Origin of the sequence: Candidatus Proelusimicrobium volucris (genome assembly GCF_959605025.1) — a bacterium.
Lineage (GTDB): Bacteria > Elusimicrobiota > Elusimicrobia > Elusimicrobiales > Elusimicrobiaceae > Proelusimicrobium > Proelusimicrobium volucris.
This window is the reverse complement of sequence record NZ_CAUHCY010000001.1, coordinates 95,595-111,844: the sequence shown is the minus strand read 5'-3', so window position 1 is coordinate 111,844 and position 16,250 is coordinate 95,595. Positions and strand designations below refer to the sequence as shown.

At 43.0% G+C, this 16,250-nt stretch carries 16 protein-coding genes, 1 tRNA gene and 1 pseudogene; 15 read left to right on the top strand and 3 right to left on the bottom strand.

Going from position 1 to position 16,250, the window contains the following annotated elements:
- Nucleotides 1–183 precede the first annotated feature (183 nt).
- Complete coding sequence (locus ACQY3M_RS00560; RefSeq protein WP_428065199.1) at nucleotides 184–1,314, top strand: hypothetical protein; 1,131 nt, start codon at nucleotides 184–186, stop codon at nucleotides 1,312–1,314.
- Between the two features lie 67 nt (nucleotides 1,315–1,381).
- Here the strand turns inward: ACQY3M_RS00560 and ACQY3M_RS00555 are convergent, their stop codons facing one another.
- Nucleotides 1,382–1,927: a nitroreductase family protein gene (locus ACQY3M_RS00555; RefSeq protein WP_428065197.1), complete on the bottom strand. Its 546-nt coding sequence runs from the start codon at nucleotides 1,925–1,927 to the stop codon at nucleotides 1,382–1,384.
- 110 nt (nucleotides 1,928–2,037) lie between these two features.
- Here ACQY3M_RS00555 and ACQY3M_RS00550 point away from each other — a divergent pair, with 110 nt between their 5' ends.
- From ACQY3M_RS00550 to ACQY3M_RS00520, 7 genes are all read left to right on the top strand, one after another.
- On the top strand, nucleotides 2,038–3,012 hold the full coding sequence (locus ACQY3M_RS00550; RefSeq protein ID WP_428065195.1) for a class II fructose-bisphosphate aldolase: 975 nt from the start codon (nucleotides 2,038–2,040) through the stop codon (nucleotides 3,010–3,012).
- 166 nt (nucleotides 3,013–3,178) lie between these two features.
- On the top strand, nucleotides 3,179–4,180 hold the full coding sequence (locus tag ACQY3M_RS00545; RefSeq protein ID WP_428065193.1) for a hypothetical protein: 1,002 nt from the start codon (nucleotides 3,179–3,181) through the stop codon (nucleotides 4,178–4,180).
- Nucleotides 4,181–4,401: 221 nt separating this feature from the next.
- Complete coding sequence (gene gap, locus ACQY3M_RS00540; protein WP_428065191.1) at nucleotides 4,402–5,415, top strand: type I glyceraldehyde-3-phosphate dehydrogenase; 1,014 nt, start codon at nucleotides 4,402–4,404, stop codon at nucleotides 5,413–5,415.
- Between the two features lie 81 nt (nucleotides 5,416–5,496).
- Nucleotides 5,497–6,699: a phosphoglycerate kinase gene (locus ACQY3M_RS00535; RefSeq protein WP_428065189.1), complete on the top strand. Its 1,203-nt coding sequence runs from the start codon at nucleotides 5,497–5,499 to the stop codon at nucleotides 6,697–6,699.
- Between the two features lie 19 nt (nucleotides 6,700–6,718).
- Complete coding sequence (gene secG, locus ACQY3M_RS00530; RefSeq protein ID WP_428065187.1) at nucleotides 6,719–7,027, top strand: preprotein translocase subunit SecG; 309 nt, start codon at nucleotides 6,719–6,721, stop codon at nucleotides 7,025–7,027.
- Between the two features lie 138 nt (nucleotides 7,028–7,165).
- Nucleotides 7,166–8,131, top strand: a complete 966-nt coding sequence (locus tag ACQY3M_RS00525; RefSeq protein ID WP_428065185.1) for a hypothetical protein — start codon at nucleotides 7,166–7,168, stop codon at nucleotides 8,129–8,131.
- Nucleotides 8,132–8,486: 355 nt separating this feature from the next.
- Nucleotides 8,487–9,245 (top strand): hypothetical protein, encoded by a 759-nt coding sequence (locus ACQY3M_RS00520; RefSeq protein ID WP_428065183.1) that lies wholly within the window; start codon nucleotides 8,487–8,489, stop codon nucleotides 9,243–9,245.
- Between the two features lie 98 nt (nucleotides 9,246–9,343).
- Here ACQY3M_RS00520 and ACQY3M_RS00515 read toward each other — a convergent pair whose 3' ends face one another.
- Nucleotides 9,344–10,207, bottom strand: a complete 864-nt coding sequence (locus ACQY3M_RS00515; RefSeq protein ID WP_428065181.1) for a M15 family metallopeptidase — start codon at nucleotides 10,205–10,207, stop codon at nucleotides 9,344–9,346.
- A gap of 116 nt (nucleotides 10,208–10,323) precedes the next feature.
- Between ACQY3M_RS00515 and ACQY3M_RS00510 the strand changes: the two genes are divergently transcribed.
- The 7 genes from ACQY3M_RS00510 (at nucleotide 10,324) to ACQY3M_RS00480 (ending at nucleotide 15,633) form a co-directional block, all read left to right on the top strand.
- The gene (locus ACQY3M_RS00510; RefSeq protein ID WP_428065179.1) at nucleotides 10,324–11,952 is read left to right on the top strand and encodes a class I adenylate-forming enzyme family protein; all 1,629 of its coding nucleotides are present in this window, start codon (nucleotides 10,324–10,326) and stop codon (nucleotides 11,950–11,952) included.
- Complete coding sequence (locus tag ACQY3M_RS00505; protein WP_428065177.1) at nucleotides 11,949–13,454, top strand: CCA tRNA nucleotidyltransferase; 1,506 nt, start codon at nucleotides 11,949–11,951, stop codon at nucleotides 13,452–13,454. Before ACQY3M_RS00510 ends, ACQY3M_RS00505 begins: the two co-directional genes overlap by 4 nt.
- 60 nt (nucleotides 13,455–13,514) lie before the next feature.
- A tRNA-Gly gene (locus ACQY3M_RS00500) sits at nucleotides 13,515–13,585 on the top strand.
- 14 nt (nucleotides 13,586–13,599) lie between these two features.
- Complete coding sequence (locus tag ACQY3M_RS00495) at nucleotides 13,600–14,202, top strand: hypothetical protein (protein ID WP_428065175.1); 603 nt, start codon at nucleotides 13,600–13,602, stop codon at nucleotides 14,200–14,202.
- Nucleotides 14,203–14,614: 412 nt separating this feature from the next.
- Nucleotides 14,615–14,914 (top strand): histone H1-like repetitive region-containing protein, encoded by a 300-nt coding sequence (locus ACQY3M_RS00490; RefSeq protein ID WP_428065173.1) that lies wholly within the window; start codon nucleotides 14,615–14,617, stop codon nucleotides 14,912–14,914.
- A gap of 120 nt (nucleotides 14,915–15,034) precedes the next feature.
- Complete coding sequence (locus ACQY3M_RS00485) at nucleotides 15,035–15,328, top strand: hypothetical protein (protein WP_428065171.1); 294 nt, start codon at nucleotides 15,035–15,037, stop codon at nucleotides 15,326–15,328.
- Between the two features lie 29 nt (nucleotides 15,329–15,357).
- Nucleotides 15,358–15,633, top strand: a complete 276-nt coding sequence (locus ACQY3M_RS00480; RefSeq protein ID WP_428065169.1) for a hypothetical protein — start codon at nucleotides 15,358–15,360, stop codon at nucleotides 15,631–15,633.
- Between the two features lie 285 nt (nucleotides 15,634–15,918).
- Here the strand turns inward: ACQY3M_RS00480 and rplS are convergent.
- Nucleotides 15,919–16,248 (bottom strand): annotated as a pseudogene (gene rplS, locus ACQY3M_RS00475) (50S ribosomal protein L19); the annotation flags it as partial.
- Nucleotides 16,249–16,250: the final 2 nt, after the last annotated feature.

Sequence of the window (16,250 nt, the reverse complement as noted above, 5' to 3'; positions counted from 1 at the left end):
TGCGGCTAATAAGCCTGGCTTTTTTGTCCTTTTGGCGGTTTTTACTCGTTTTTTATTTGCACTTTCGGTTTTTTTTATTAAAATATATCCATGACAATCAACCGTAAACTATGGAAGTATCGTCCCCTTTGTGTCGCTCAGGAGATGTTGAGATATTGCTGGCATAAAACTTTAGGCAGTTTTATGCATAGCCCTTACTGTGTGTGGTATTCCTTTGATAAGCCTTGCCCCAACTGCAAGAAAGAATATCTGCCTATCGATAAAGATTGGCACAAACTGCCCCGCCCTTTGTATCTGCACGAGCATGTTTTTTACAATATAGACAATGCTTTGTCCGCAAATAAAAACGTAAAAGGGCTCGCTTTGATATTTTTTATGGGTATAGGCGACTATTTATATACAACGCCTATGCTTGCGGCTTTGAAAGAAAAATATCCTCAGCTTAAATTTTACGGTTACGTATCCAAAAATATCGATAGGAACAATTCCCCGATAGTGGGAACAATGCTGCAAACCAATCCCGCGTTTGAAAAGGTTTTCTATTTCGACGGATACCGCAATCCCTTTATTTGGAAAAATTACAATTACGAAGACGCTTTTAAAGATATTCCGGAAGATTTCCTGGTCTTGCCCGTTTATTACGAATATGACGTAAAAGTGGCGCATAGGGTAAACAGTCTGTTTAAGACTTTCCAGCTTGCTATGCCTTCTAAAAAAGAAACGCCCCGCCCTGTATTTTACTTTTCCGCGGAGCCTTCAGAAGAAGTCCGTAAAACTTTTGAGGAAATTTCTAAACTGGCCAAAAAGAGAAAGGGGATAGTTTTTCTCCAGCTCGATTCGCGCGGATCAGCCTATACCTATCCGTATCAGGACGATCTTATCCGCCGTCTGCTTAGGGACGAGTATTTGGTGCTTTCCGTAACTAAATCGGCCGTTGTGGACGAATATTTTAAGATAATTGACATTAAAAAGTTTTCCTTCAACGAGTCCTGCCACCTGCTTTCTTTGCTCTCCAAGGAATATAAGACGTATATAATAGCGCTCAACTCTGTTTTCTGGGCGGCGTCCGCAGGGTTGGATATCCCCAATTTGGGTTTGCAGCATTGGGTGGACAAGAAGGTGCATAATTTATGGTATCCGAATATAACGGTGGTAACCGATTATATATATAAGAAACTTCCGAAGAACAAAATGATAATGGCCTGCGAAGGCGATTATTTGCGCCACAATAAAAAAATAATCGATTACAAGTCCGAGTTTGTTTATAAATGTTTCAATAAAATGCTGGAGAAACTTGAAGGCAAACACGCTTAGAGTCCCCACAAATTTAACGGCCGCCCTCAAAACAGGGCGGCCGCTCGTTTTTGTCGGCTTGAAGAAATCAATATTTGTTATAGGATAAAATATCTTCCAGCGGTTTTCTCGGCCTTGGTGCGGGTGCTTCGTCTGGGTAGCCGATTAGGAGGAGTATTTCGCATTTGACGTCGAAGGGCAGTTTAAGGAACTTCTTTGCCTTTTTCGGATTAAACCAACCCACCCAGCAGGAACCGAGGCCCAAATCCTGCGCCTTTAAAACAAAATGCTCCGCCGCTATGCCTTGGTCTACCAGATAATATTTCGTGCCGCTTACCATTTGCCCCATTCTGGTTGTTATGCTTCCGCCCGCTTTGGCGCATACCGCCACAATGGCGGGTGCTTTAAGGGCCATATCTCGGCAGGTGGCATATACCCCGGTAAATACGGTATTGCAGAAATCTTCCTTAAGTTTCTTATCGTCTATGACGACATATTTGCACGGCTGGCTGTTGCAGGCGCTCGGCGCGAGCCTGGCGGCTTGGGCGCATTGTTGTAAAAGTTCTCTAGGTACGGGCGAATTTTTAAATTTGCGTATGCTTCTTCTGTTAAGTATTATTTCGTCTAAAGTCATAAAACCTCTGTATTATCGGGCGTAAATTCGCGGCATAGAACGCCGTGTTTACTTTATTTTAACAAAATTAGTACAATAAAATTGAAATAAAACTTATGGAGGCATTTTTTATGACGGTTTCTTATAAAGAACTGGGCTTCGTGAACACGAAAGACATGTTCGCCAAAGCCATGAAAGAAGGTTATGCCGTACCCGCTTACAACTTTAACAATATGGAGCAGCTTCAGGCGATAATCACGGCCTGCACGGAATCGCGCTCGCCGGTAATTTTACAGGTATCCAAAGGCGCCAGAAACTATGCCGACGCCACCTTGCTCCGCTGGATGGGCCGCGGCGCCATCGAAATGATGAAGAAGATGGGCCAGCCGGTACCTGTCGCCCTCCATTTGGACCACGGCGATACTTTTGAACTGTGCAAAGATTGTATCGACTCCGGTTTCTCGTCCGTAATGATAGACGGTTCCCATCTCCCTTACGAAGAAAATGTCGCTTTAACCAAAAAAGTGGTGGATTATGCCCATCAGTTTGACGTAACGGTGGAAGGCGAACTGGGCGTATTGGCCGGTATAGAAGATGAGGTCTCCGCGGAGAAACACACTTATACCGATCCCGCTCAGGTAGAGGACTTCGTAAAGAGAACGGGCGTGGATTCCTTGGCTATATCAATCGGTACGAGCCACGGCGCTTACAAATTTAAAGTGAAACCCGGCGAAAGCGTACCGCCTTTGAGATTTGATATTTTGGCGGAAGTAGAAAAACGCTTACCCGGTTTCCCTATCGTACTGCACGGTGCTTCCAGCGTAGACCAGAAAGCCGTTGAAACGATAAACAAATACGGCGGCAAACTTGAAAACGCCGTAGGCGTACCTGAAGAGCAGCTTAGAAAAGCGGCCAAGAGCGCGGTATGCAAGATTAACGTTGATTCCGACGGCAGATTGGTAATGACCGCGGCTATCAGGAAAGTCTTTGCCGAAAAACCGGCCGAGTTTGATCCTCGCAAATACTTGGGCCCCGCCAGAACCGACCTTATCGCTATGTATAAAGAGAAGAACGAGAAGGTTTTAGGTTCCGCCGGCAGGTATTAATCCTTTAATTGACAAAGAGCCGCCCTTCGGGGCGGCTTTTTTTCTGCTTTTATCCTGGGTGAAGCGGAGATGGGTCTAAGGTCCTAATTGGGGAAGGGACCTTTTTCTCTTGTAATGAGGGGGGGAGAATAACTATAATTTAGATATATTAGCAAGGAGATATATAATGTCAATAAAAAAATTACTAGTCTTTACGTTTTTATTAGGGATCGGCAGCGCGGCTTATTGTGCCGACTTCTCGTCGTTTATGGCGAATGAGGAGCTGAACAAAGAAATAGAAAGCCGTATAAACGCTGCAGCGGAACAGGGGAGTTATAAGTATAACTATTCTCCGATGGTTTTTAAGGTTACCACTACATATAAAAGAGATTTGTTTATAGAAGACTATGATGCCGATGGCGCCCCTTATAGAATAAGTTTAAATTATAAGCAAGACGGTCTTTGGGGCGAAGGTGCGGGCTTCTATGAGGCGCATTGTTATGGCACTCTTATGAATAAAGATTACTTGCTTACTCATGAGAAATGTTTGAGAGTTGACAGAATGGAATATATAGGGGACGACGCCCCCGGCGCTTTGGTGGAATTTACCCCGCTTAGCGTGGAACTGGAGCTTAACGGGAGATCGCTGGAATTCGACGCGCGTGAAATATCCAAAGTATTTATTGATTACAAAAGCGGTGCCGCTTTGATAAAAATAAGCAATTTGTGTTTGCAGGAAAAAGGCACTACGGCCGATAATGTTTGTGTCAGATTGTGGGAGTGGGCCGTAAGCTCAGATAAAGTTACTTTTGGAGTGAAGGATAATTACGGAACGGTAATACTTTCCAATATCGATCCGAAAGACAATGTCGAGGAATCGTTTTTAAAGAGAGTATTTTTCTCGCCGGTAGGCGGAGAGCAAACCATAAGTTCGGTAAAAGACGGGTTCATAACGGTAAACGGCAAAGCCAGGAGAAGTTACTTTGGCGAGCCTTTGTTTCACCGTGCGTCTTCAGACAAGAATATTCTTGTGGGAATAAAAACGGTAAGCGACGATCAAATAATCACCTATACCAAGACTAATAAGTATGCTTTATTCTCTTCCGAATTTACCAAGCTGATGCAAGAAAATGTGGAAACAAAAGGGATAAAACTTACCAAAGACTTGAACGGCAATACCTCTTTATAATTTAAGAATCCAAATAAAAACCCCGGCGAAACAGGCCGGGGTTTTTTTATCGCTTGCTTTTAATATTTGGCGGATAAAAGCATTTTTTAAGTTCCGCAAATAAAAGGGGGGATATTAGTAAAGTTCTAAAAAGGCAAGGGTATGGGGTTGTATTTCAAAAGGTGTAAAAAAATAGTATCATATATGTGAAATAAAAAATCCAATTGGAGGAAAGTTATAATATGTCAATAAAAGTTGGTATCAACGGCTTTGGCCGCATTGGCCGCTTTGTTTTTAGAGCAGCCGTAAAACGCAATGATATTGAAATCGTAGCTATTAACGACCTTGCTCCCGTCGACTATTTGGCTTATATGCTCAAATACGACACTATGCACGGCAGATTTGACGGAACGATTGAAGCTGACGTAGAAAACAGCACTTTGATCGTAAACGGGAAGAAAATCCGCGTAACCGCGGAGAAAGATCCCGCCAATCTTAAATGGAACGAAGTCGGCGCGGAATATATCGTAGAATCTACGGGCCTTTTCTTGACGGAAGAGAAAGCCTCCGCCCACATTAAAGCCGGCGCCAAATATGTAGTAATGTCCGCTCCTTCCAAGGACGCTACCCCGATGTTCGTAGTCGGCGTAAACGAAAAGACTTATGTCCCGGGCACGAAATTCGTATCCAACGCTTCCTGCACGACCAACTGCTTGGCCCCTATCGCCAAAGTATTGCATGACAAATGGGGTATCACCGACGGTTTAATGACCACTGTACACTCCACCACCGCCACCCAGAAAACGGTTGACGGTCCTTCGATGAAGGACTGGAGAGGCGGCAGAGCCGCTTCCGGCAACATCATACCGTCCTCCACCGGCGCCGCTAAAGCCGTGGGTAAGGTAATTCCCTCGTTAAACGGCAAATTGACCGGTATGTCAATGAGAGTTCCGACCTTGGATGTATCCGTGGTAGACCTTACGGTAAACTTGGCCAAGCCGGCCAGCTATGCGGAAATCTGCAAAGCGATGAAAGACGCTTCCGAAGGCGAACTTAAAGGCGTATTGGGCTATACCGAAGACGCCGTAGTATCCTCCGACTTCTTGGGCTGCCCGCTTACGTCTATCTTCGACGCTAAAGCCGGCATCGCGTTGACCGATACTTTCGTTAAAGTAATTTCTTGGTACGACAACGAAATCGGTTATTCCCACAAAGTGTTGGACTTGATTGCCTATATGGCTTCCGTAAACAAATAAGTTTGCAAAAAGGGCGAGGCAGAGAGCTGTCCCGCCCGTCAGATTTGAAATAATATTTAAATAGATCCGGGGAAACAAAAAATGAACCTTAATGATATCGTAAAAATACAGGACGTAAATTTAGACAATAAGACCGTTGTCGTCAGAGTGGATTACAATGTCCCTTTAAAAGACGGAAAAGTAGATAATCCCAAACGCATTACGGCTACGGAAAAAACGATAAAATATCTTTTAGGGAAAGGCTGCAAATTGGTGTTGATAGCCCACTTAGGCAGACCGAAGGGAAAAGTAGTGCCGGAATTTTCTTTGGCGCCGGTAGCCCCGGAAGTTGAAAAAATTATGGGCGTGAAAGTTCATTTCGCGTCCGATTGCGTCGGCGAAGTCGCCGAAGAAGCGGTAAAGAACGCCAAGAACGGCGAGATCGTATTGCTTGAGAACCTCCGCTTCCACCCCGAAGAGGAAAAGAACGATAAAGAATTTGCCAAGAAACTCGCTAAACTCGGCGATTTCTTCGTGCAGGAGGCCTTCGGCACGGTACACCGCGCGCACGCCTCCACCAGCGCCATAACCGAGTTCCTGCCCAGTGCGGCCGGCTTCTTGATTCAGAAAGAAGTTGAATTTTTAGGCGGCGCCTTAGAAAATCCCGCCCGCCCGTTTGCTGCAATAATTGGCGGAGCGAAAGTATCAGATAAAATAATGGTGCTTAACAATTTGCTCGATAAAGTAGACGTTTTGATAGTCGGCGGCGGTATGGCTTATACTTTCAATACCGCTTTGGGATATAATGTATCCAACTCCCTGTTGGAAGCCGACAAGATAGAAGAAGCCAAGAGCATTATGGCTAAAGCGAAAGAAAAAGGCGTAAAACTTTTGCTGCCCGTGGATAATATTGCTGCCAAGGAATTTGCCGAGGGCGTAGAAACTGTGGTAACCGACAGCCCGAATATACCTGAAGGTTTTATGGGTTTGGATATCGGCCCCAAGAGTATTAAACTTTTTGAAGATGCTTTGAGCGAATGCAAGACGATATTCTGGAACGGCCCCGTAGGCGTATTTGAAATGCCGACATACGCCAAAGGAAGTTTCGCGATAGCGGAAACCTTGGTCAAATTGACGGAAAAAGGCGCCATAACGATAATCGGCGGCGGCGACAGCTTGAACGTATTAAAGAAAGCGAAGATATCCTCTTCCAAGGTATCTCATGCTTCTACGGGCGGCGGCGCGAGCATGGAATTTGTGGAAGGCAAGGAATTGCCGGGCCTTACGGCATTGCTGAAAAAATAATTAGGAGAGAATATATAACATGTACACGATAGCTTTAGTATTGCAATGGGTAGCGTGCATATTGCTTATAATGCTGATATTGATGCAAAGCGGGAAGGGTTCCGCGGCCGGGATATTCGGCAGCTCAAACAGCGACAGCGTATTCGCGGGACCTACTGCCACGACGTTTATAACGAAACTTACCGCAGCGGTTGCATTGGTGATAATGATAACCTCGATATTTTTAACGGTGAATGTATCCAAACGCGGTATGAGTTCGGTAGTAGACAATGTGCAGATACCGGCAAGCGCGCCTGCGGCGCCGGCCGATACGACGCAGAGCAATTAAATTTAAGCCCCGTCTAAAGACGGGGCTTTTTAGTATAGGACTAAAGACCCATTTGCCGTTGGGGCCAAAGTCTCTTGCAGGTAAAAGAATAGTTTTTTAGAATTTATGTAAGGAAGTTTAAATTTAACGGAGGAAACAATGTTGAAAAAGCTTTTAGTCGCAATAATTTCAATGAATATATGCTTTTCCGGCTTGGCATACGCCCAGTATCAACCGGAAGAGGAATTGACCGCTGAAGAAGTGGAAATCTATATGAAGAGTATAGAAAAGAGAGAAGAGGGGTTGCCAAAAGGGGTTGTTATAGGCGGCGGTGCGGCGGCTTTGCTTACTTTGGCTTATTCTATTAGAAAGATAGTTAAAAATCCCGAATTAAGTATGTTTTATGTAGCTTCGCAAGATCCTAAGGCTTACCAGACTCTTATGAATGCGGCGGAAAAAAGAGCGGTAACTGCTACTCAGAAACAAGCTATTAAATCAATGGCGGCCAAAGAAACTGCGGAAATGGCTAAGTGGAATGCGGCGATGCGTCATAGCGGAAGGATAAAAGCCATTAGCAGAGCTAATTATTGGAAAGCAGTGAGTGCTACGATGGCCGGCAATTGGACTGCTGCCAACAAAGCGATTGGCCAAATGAACAGAGCCAAAAGACTTTTGGCAATGCCGGCCTCGGCTCAAAGCTCTAATGTCTTATCCAGAATGAGAAATAATAAAGTTTTGGTAAGAGCGAAAAAGGCCGGGAAATGGGGTATAGTATTGGCTGTTATAGGATATACCTTTTTACATGATAATACCAAAGAGGAAACCGCGATAAGCAATAATCGTGCGGTTTTGGAGCGCGAAATCAGGAAAATGATGGAAAGCGATATTGACGCACTTGCTTTGTATGTCTATGGCTTACCTGAAGATCAGCAGAGAATAGCTTACGGCATTTTGGCCGAGAACCCTGAAATTTTCGCAATTGTAAAACAACAGGTGGAAGAGGCTTTCTCAACGGAGAATGTTGATGCTTTCATCGAAACCGATAATGCCATGAGAGAAGCCGAATATAAAGACAGTTTAAGAGCGGTAGAAGATTTTACTCCTTCTTGGACTTGGGGCGAGTAAGAAATCGTTTAAAATAGTATTTGATAAAAAGCGGGCGCAAAATAAGGCGCCCGCTTTTTTATTGTTGAAGATAGAGAGGGATTTATTTCCCTATGTTTTTATTGGGGGAGAAAAATAACTTTTTAGCCAATTGCGTAAGATTGTGGATATAGGTCTAAAGACCTAGAATAGTCTGGGGCTGAGGACTCTTGCCGTTAGGGGGAGCCTTTCATAAAATAAGATAAAGGATATTGCAGAGAGTCGAGGTGCCGATATGTTGAAGAGATTATTGTCATTATTTATTGCGTTAAATATATTTTGTATCTCTTTTCCCGCGGAGTTATTTGCGCGAGAACGGACAATAAGCGAAACTGACGTGGAAGTTTTACTTGCTCAGCTGCCCGATGATTTGCAGCCAGAAGAAGGCTACCCGCTGGGGGCTACGGCTGTTAGTCTGCTGATAGGCGGATATGTATATCTTGTGGTTGACGATTATATCTTTGAAAGACGTATGCTCAAGAAGGAAGAGGCTATCGTAAAATGGCTGAGGCACAAAATGCCAAGCAAAGAGCGGCGGCGTTTCGTTAACAGCCATTTTTCGGATATTAAGAAATATATAATTTATAAAAGCCAACCCAAAGAGGTGCGGCGCGCTTTTGTAGATAAAATAAGAAGCGCGCGCTACGCCAAAAAAGGAATGGGTGCATTATTATTTGTAGCCGCGGCAATAGGGATAGAATATCTTGTTGCTTCTAATAACGAGCCTCCATATCAAACGCCGGTATCGGCCGACAGGGTGGAAATAAAACGTATTTTGACCAATACCGCTCATGAACATCCGGAGGCTTTCGCTTTGTCGGCATATTTGATGCCGTACAGGAAACTTGTCTGCTCAATAATATCTGAGGACGAGAATTTATACAAACTTCTTAAAGAACAGGTGGAATTTGCAATTTCCAAAGAAAATAGGGAATTTACCGGTTATCTTTTAAAAGCGGCGCAGGAAGAGGAACGAGAAGAAAAAGAAAAATCTTTAAAGCAGGATTTGAAAATCGGAGACGAATGGTTTAAAAATAATTGGGAGAGTAAATACAATTTTTCCAATTTCCAAACAAAGCCGGTGTACGAACAATAATCTGGCGAAAATTTTAACAATAAAAAGCGGCCGTTTTAAATGGCCGCTTTTTTGTTTGTGTTTTAAATCGCAATAAAATACTTACCGGAACTTTTTGATTAAAAGTCCAAATCTACTATCGGGTAATTTTTTGCGTTTTTGTAATTGAAGTGCCACCATTCTTTGCGTATAGTTGTAAAGCCGGCTTTTCTCATAACTTTCTGAAGGGCGGAACGGTTTCTTATGGCTTCTTGGGGAATACCCTCTTTGGCATAGGCGTAGGCATTTTCTGAGAAGTCGTCAAAAGGTGTAGGTGTTTGCAGGGGGTATCCTTGATAATCGCAAGGGCCTAAGTCCACGGCGGTACCCCTGTTATGGTTGGATCCGGTTTTCGGGTTCGCGACTTGTCCGGGTACGGGGTGAATATCCCACAAAGCCTGCTGTGCGGAAAGGGGCCTATAACAGTCATATAAACACAAATAAAAGGGGCGTTCTTCCTGCGCGGCGTATTGCGCGGCTTTAACTAAAGCATCTGCGGTGTCTTTTTGGAGATAGCATTTGTCCGAAGAGTAAAGCTTCTTGCCGGAAAAATTATTTTCCGTAGCGTAACGAATATCCAAAAATAGTTTTACCGGTAAAGTTTCTATATTTATTAAGCCCTTTTCTTTAAAGATTTGATCTCTTCTTTCTTGGGCCAATCTTATTTGTTCAGCTTTTGCGCGAGCCTGCTCTTGGGCTAAGCGTTCTTGCTCCTGTTTTATTCTCAGTTCTTCTTCCTGCTGCGGCGTCATACGTTTTGTCGCGATTGGAGTAAGCCGATTTAAATCTTTTGTATATTTTTTCGGCTTTAGGTTTGCAAAGAAATCCGACAACCTGGCCGGGGCCGAACCCGCCGGTTTAAGAGTTGTATATTCTTGAGTCAGATACATCGCGACGATATACGCCGCTATAAAAAGCAGAAGGGAGAGGATATACTTTTTCATAATTACATAAATGATAATATTTTTATTATTTTAAGACAAGGTTTTTGCTTCCCGTCGTTAAAGTTAAAGGGCAGTGTCAATTTGTAAGAATTAAGCGTAAATAGTAAAATATAAATATGGAAATCAATTCAACAGATCTGTATACCGCGCTTACTTCAAGCGCATACAAAAGACCTGAGGCTACCGCTATAGTATATAACGGCAAGCATTGGTCTTACCACGAGCTCCTTATGAAGGTAGACCGTACTGCCGATATGTTTTGGGAACACGGCATAAGAAAGAACGATAAAGTAGCCGTAGCGATGCGCAACTCCGTGGAAGTCGTAATTACCAATTATGCGCTTTTCAAAATAGGCGCGGTAAGCGTACCGATAAACTTTATGGTTTCCAAGGCGGAGGAGCTGAAGTTCATTTTATCTGATTCACGCGCCAAAGCGGTGGTTACGCAGGCGGAGTTCCTGCGCCATTATGCCCCGATAAAAAAGGATATTCCGGAACTTAAATATATATTTTCTGTTGATGAGATTCAATCAAGCGTAGCCAAACTTGAAGATAAGGATATAAAATTGTTTTGGCCGGCGGTGGAAAGCAGTCGCTTTAACCCGCAGACATTAAGCGTGCGGCCCTTTTATGAAGATTTGGCGATGATTTTATATACCTCCGGCACGACGGGCCTTCCCAAAGGCGTTATGCTGACGCATAAGAATATAATGTCGGACGTATATTCAACGGTGCTTTCCTTTAAAATAACGGAAGACGATGTATTCTTGTGTATTTTGCCGCTTTTCCATACTTTGGCTTGGACGGCCAATATAGTGCTGCCGCTGACCTTGGGGCTTAAAGTGGTGGTGATGGCCAATATTACGCCCGCTTCCGCTTGGCTGCATCTTATGGGCAAAGAACGCGTGACTTTAATGATAGCCGTTCCGCAGCTTTACAGCGTTTTGGCCAAGGAAGCTAAAGGCTTGAAAAAACTCTATCTGCAATATTGGGCCTTTAGAAAAGTACGTTTTTGCATATCGGGGGCGGCGCCTCTTAATAAAGAAACGCAGGCCCATTTTGAAAAGCAACTTGATCTTCCGATATTGGAAGGCTACGGCTTGACGGAAACCAGCCCGATAGTCAGTGTAAACACTGAGCATAACAGAAAGGCGGGCTCCATAGGTATAAATCTTCCTTACGTGAAGATCAGAATAACCGATGACGACGGCAACGAATTGCCCAGAAATACGGAAGGCGAGATATGCGTAAAGGGCGACAATGTTTTCCACGGATATTATAATAACCCGCAGGCCTCCGCTGACGCTTTTGATAAAGACGGTTGGTTTAAGACCGGCGACATCGGCGTGATAGACAATGAAGGTTTCCTGTTTATACGTGACAGGAAGAAAGATATGATAATTATCAAAGGCCTGAAGGTATTTTCCGCGCAGGTAGAACATGTAATAAATGAATATCCCGGCATAGAGGAATGCGCGGTTGTCGGCGTACCCGATGGACACGGCGGGGAATTTATCAAACTGTACGCGGTCAAGAAAAAGGGCCTTGAATTTAACGAAGCGGACTTTAGGAAGTTCTTAAGGAACAGCTTGGACAACTATAAGCGCCCCAGGGACGTCGAATTTATGGAAGAACTGCCTAAAAACTCGCTTAGGAAAATATTGAAGAAAGACCTCCGCCGCATGGCAGTAGAGAAGTTAAAACAACAGGAAGAGACATCTCGTTCCTCCGCAGGCATAGAATGAGTAATTTAGATAAAATTATAAAAGAAAGCGTCCCCGACGGTTATTATGTCGGGGGCGCTCTTCGTGACGCTTTAATGCGCAGATATTCCGGCGACATAGATTTGGCTATGCCAAGGGAAAAAGTAAAACCATGTGCCTTGAAATTAGCCTCCAAATTAAAAGCTACGGCTTTTGAAATGGATAAAGAATTTGGCGTTTGGCGCGTAAGCGCTAAAAACGGCCTTCAGATAGATTTATGCGCGTTTGTCGGTCAAGAGATTAAAACGGATTTAAAACGGCGCGATTTTACCGTAAACGCGCTCGCTTATCCGGTAAACTCTCCCATAAAAATATCTCTGAAGAAAGAAGGAAAAAAGATTTTTATTAAACTTTCTTCTCTCAAAAAAGACGGTATTATAGATTTAAACGGCGGTATCGCCGATATTAAGAATAAAGTTGTCCGTGCCAACGGGCCTAAGATATTTCAAGAAGATCCTTTAAGATTACTAAGAGCTTTCAGAACGGCCTGTGAATTGAATTTTAAAATAGAGGATAAAACTTTTTCTTTGATAAAAAAGTATTCGGCTTTGGCGTTTAAGCCCGCGGGTGAGCGTATACAAGAAGAACTGCGCCGCATATTTATCGCGCCTAATACCGCCGCTGTTTTGCGGAAAATGGACGAAAGCGGTGTTTTATGTTCTCTGATACCGGAACTCGCGAAGCAAAAAAGTTGCGCTTTGTGCTATTACGGGGATGGGGGAGTATTTACCCATACGATGAAGGTGGTGGAACGCATTGAGTTTCTGCTTAACAATTTAAAAAGAGCTTTCCCTAAATACCACACTAAGCTGAAAGCCTACGCGCGGGATATTTCCCTTTATAAAATGGCTGCCTTGCTGCACGATATAGCCAAGCCCGCCACCGCCAAGGAGATAAACGGACGTCTGAGATTTTTCCACCACGAAGAGCGTGGCAGCGAAATGGCGGAGAAGCTGCTAAAGAAATTAAAATTTTCTTCCGACAATCAAAAGCTTATATGCAAGATGATATATTATCATCTTCGCCCCAGCAATCTCGCCAGCAACGAAATCGTAACAGATAAAGGGATATATAAATTCTTTAAGGAATTGGGCCAAGCCGGTATTCCGATGTTGCTTCTGTGCTGGGCAGATTACACAAGCTACGTAAATCCGCGACAGATACCCACCCTGATGAAGAAATCCGTCTTGCCTGTTATGACTATGGAGGAAGCCAAGAAAAAAGAGAACGTCGGCAAAACTCTGCGGCATATGCAAATGCTCAATTTCCTGTTTGGCAAGTATTTTAACGAAGAAAAGCGCTTTACCGCACCCGTACGTCTTATAGACGGCCGCGATATAATGAAAACGCTTAAAATCGCGCCTGGCCCTAAAGTGGGCGAAATAATGGAACAGGTGATATTGGAGCAGGTTGAAGGCAAAATAAAGACTAAAGAAGACGCTCTGCGATTTATTCTCGAAAATAAAAGCAGGCTTCTCGGATAGCGATGCAATAAAGTTGCCGAAAGGCATTTTATTTTAGTAAAATAAAAGTGTTGAGTTTGTGCGGGCGTGGTTCAATGGTAGAACGGAAGCTTCCCAAGCTTTAGACGAGGGTTCGATTCCCTTCGCCCGCTTTTAAGAGGTCCTTATGTCCGAAGAAATTCAAGACAACAGCAAAAAAACTTCAAAAGAGATTTGGTTATTTTTAATATTTGTAGATATCGTAGCATTGTGCGTTTTCGGATTTTTTATATATAGAGCTTTCTTTAATGGTTTTGATTTTGCATCTTTAATGCCGCAAAGTGCGGTACAGGAAGAAGAATTTGCGGAGTTCTCCGCGGAGGATAATTTGTCGGTGGAAGATATAAACCTTCCGCAGGAGGGGGAAACTCCCTCGGTGAAAGAGGAAGAACCGAAAGCCGATGATAAGGCCAATGAACCGACCGCGAAAGAAGAAAAACCTGTCGCCGAAGTAAAACCCGAGCCCAAAAGGCAGAGTGTATTTATATCCGGTACGGGCAAAACGAGAAAGGTAACATTCAAATATTACGGCGATGCCAATAAAGTTTCTATAATATCAGGTTTTACGATGCGCAAACCTATCGCTCTTAAAAAGAGCGGTGGCGTGTGGTCGACTACATTGATAATATATCCCGGTGAATACAGATATTTATATATAGTCGACGGTAAAGAAATGCCAGATCCTAACGCGGAGCAGGAAGACGGACGTTCCGTATTGATAGTTAAATAATATTTTAATTGCCAAAAAGCGGCACACCCGAAAGTGCGCCGCTTTTTTTTATGTTAAATGTAAATCCGCATTTTGGTATGCATAAAGATGAAAATGGGCGTATAAAAATATTTTTAAAAGACGATTGTTTATGTAAAGATTAAATAAAATGTTTTCGCAAAAATGAAAAAAGATGATCCTTCTTAAATTAAAAAAATTATTTTAAATAAAAGAAAAATAAAATATTTGGAAATATGGAAAAAATTTAAAAAAAAGTTAAATTCTCAGACGAGAAAAATAAAAAATGTATAGGCGGTTAAGGACTTGATTTTTTTTAAAAAATTTTATCCATTTTTTACAAAAAAGTTGAAAATATTTTTGTTTTGTAGTATTATTTCATTGAAGTTATATCCTTATATTCAGGAGAAATAAAATGCCTGTAAAGAAGAAAGTAGCAGCCAAAAAACCGGCGGCTAAAAAAGTGGCCGTAAAGAAAGCGACGGTAAAGAAAGCTGCGGTAAAGAAGCCGGCGGCTAAGAAAGCCGCTGTGAAGAAAGTCGCGGTAAAGAAACCTGCGGCTAAGAAAGCTTGTGCAAAGAAGTCTTGCTGCGGCAAGAAGGCTTGCGCCAAGAAACCGGCGGCCAAAAAAGTTGCCGTAAAGAAAGCGGCGGTAAAGAAACCAGCCGCCAAGAAATGTGTAAAGAAAGCGGTTAAAAAGGCTTCAAAAAAATAACTTTTTAACAACTTGAAGGGCGTACTCTTAACGAGTGCGCCCTTTTTAATTGGTGTAGAAAAATATAAAATAATAGGGATATTTCTATCGGATTTGACTATGCATCGAACAATATTATTTATGCTTTTTTTAATATGCGGCAACTTTATATGTGCCCAGGCCACGCTGGAGGGGGCGAAAGCGCGAAACAGAGCGGAGCTCCAGCGCGTAGTGCAACGTCAAAACGAAAGAGCGTTAAAAGAAGAATTGCGTAAAGCCTACCTTAAAAATAAAAATGTCTCAAAATCAAAAGCGCCCGTTTGGGATTTTAAAGCTACATACGAGCGCAGTTTAAATTATGAATATTCTCTCCTCTTGCCTGTTAAATCATCTAAAGTGGAGTTAAATATACCCGCCATAAGAATGGGCGGATAAAAATATCCAGGCCAGAATACAAGCTGCTATTGAAAGAGAGAAATATCGCTTATGATTTTGAGTTTTCTCTGTCGCAGTCTTCTATCCTTATTATGGAAACGGAAAACAAAAAGCTCCCTGAAGATGACTCCGACAAGAATAAGAAGAATGTCGAGATAGCCCTCCTGCAAATAACGAAAGCGGCCTCAAACGGGAAGTATTATCTGATTGTTAGAATAAAACAAATCCCCGAAGATATTTCCCCCGATGAATACGACAGCTATCCTTTCATTCACACTTTTACCGTGGGACAGGTTGGCAAATAATCTGTTATATTCTGCGCTGTGCTTTATAAATCTTTTTACTCCGATTGCTTTCTGAAATCGAAAAATTTATTTTTGTAATAGTATAAACCTTGAAAAGGGGCTGTTGTTTAGTTTGATATTATTCTGTGAAGCAAAAAAGAACCCCGGCAATTTATTTTGCCGGGGTTGTTTGTGTAAATGCTTTTATTTCGTTTCGGCCGCTACTTCTTCGGTTTTGGCGGGGGCAACGTTTTCCTCAGTTACGGTCTCTTTTACCGTTTGGGAACCCGGCACCACTTTGGCCTTTTCCTGCAGTCTGGCCGCTTTACCGGAAAGTTTCTTCAAGTAGTTGAGTTTAGCTCTTCTTACTTTGCCGACTTTCAATACTTCTATTTTTTCAATTCTCGGGGAATGCAAGGGGAAAATGCGCTCCACCCCTACGCCGAAGGATACTTTCCTTACGGTGAAGCTTTCGCTTATCCCTTTGCCTCTTCTGGCTATTACTACGCCGTCAAAAAGCTGAATCCTTTCATTATCGCCTTCTACTACTTTTACCGATACTCTTACCGTATCGCCCGCTTTGAAGGAAGGCAGGTCTTTTTTTAATTGCGCTGCGGCAATTTCGTTCATATTCATAC

What these genes read in the sequence shown, in the direction of transcription:
- ACQY3M_RS00495 (WP_428065175.1), top strand. Translation starts at nt 13,600, where the DNA reads ATGTCCGAAGAAATTCAAGACAACAGCAAAAAAACTTCAAAAGAGATT.
- ACQY3M_RS00550 (WP_428065195.1), top strand. Translation starts at nt 2,038, where the DNA reads ATGACGGTTTCTTATAAAGAACTGGGCTTCGTGAACACGAAAGACATG.
- ACQY3M_RS00505 (WP_428065177.1), top strand. Translation starts at nt 11,949, where the DNA reads ATGAGTAATTTAGATAAAATTATAAAAGAAAGCGTCCCCGACGGTTAT.
- ACQY3M_RS00535 (WP_428065189.1), top strand. Translation starts at nt 5,497, where the DNA reads ATGAACCTTAATGATATCGTAAAAATACAGGACGTAAATTTAGACAAT.
- ACQY3M_RS00555 (WP_428065197.1), bottom strand. Translation starts at nt 1,927, where the DNA reads ATGACTTTAGACGAAATAATACTTAACAGAAGAAGCATACGCAAATTT.
- ACQY3M_RS00515 (WP_428065181.1), bottom strand. Translation starts at nt 10,207, where the DNA reads ATGAAAAAGTATATCCTCTCCCTTCTGCTTTTTATAGCGGCGTATATC.
- gap (WP_428065191.1), top strand. Translation starts at nt 4,402, where the DNA reads ATGTCAATAAAAGTTGGTATCAACGGCTTTGGCCGCATTGGCCGCTTT.
- ACQY3M_RS00510 (WP_428065179.1), top strand. Translation starts at nt 10,324, where the DNA reads ATGGAAATCAATTCAACAGATCTGTATACCGCGCTTACTTCAAGCGCA.
- ACQY3M_RS00525 (WP_428065185.1), top strand. Translation starts at nt 7,166, where the DNA reads ATGTTGAAAAAGCTTTTAGTCGCAATAATTTCAATGAATATATGCTTT.
- secG (WP_428065187.1), top strand. Translation starts at nt 6,719, where the DNA reads ATGTACACGATAGCTTTAGTATTGCAATGGGTAGCGTGCATATTGCTT.
- ACQY3M_RS00560 (WP_428065199.1), top strand. Translation starts at nt 184, where the DNA reads ATGCATAGCCCTTACTGTGTGTGGTATTCCTTTGATAAGCCTTGCCCC.
- ACQY3M_RS00545 (WP_428065193.1), top strand. Translation starts at nt 3,179, where the DNA reads ATGTCAATAAAAAAATTACTAGTCTTTACGTTTTTATTAGGGATCGGC.
- ACQY3M_RS00490 (WP_428065173.1), top strand. Translation starts at nt 14,615, where the DNA reads ATGCCTGTAAAGAAGAAAGTAGCAGCCAAAAAACCGGCGGCTAAAAAA.
- ACQY3M_RS00485 (WP_428065171.1), top strand. Translation starts at nt 15,035, where the DNA reads ATGCTTTTTTTAATATGCGGCAACTTTATATGTGCCCAGGCCACGCTG.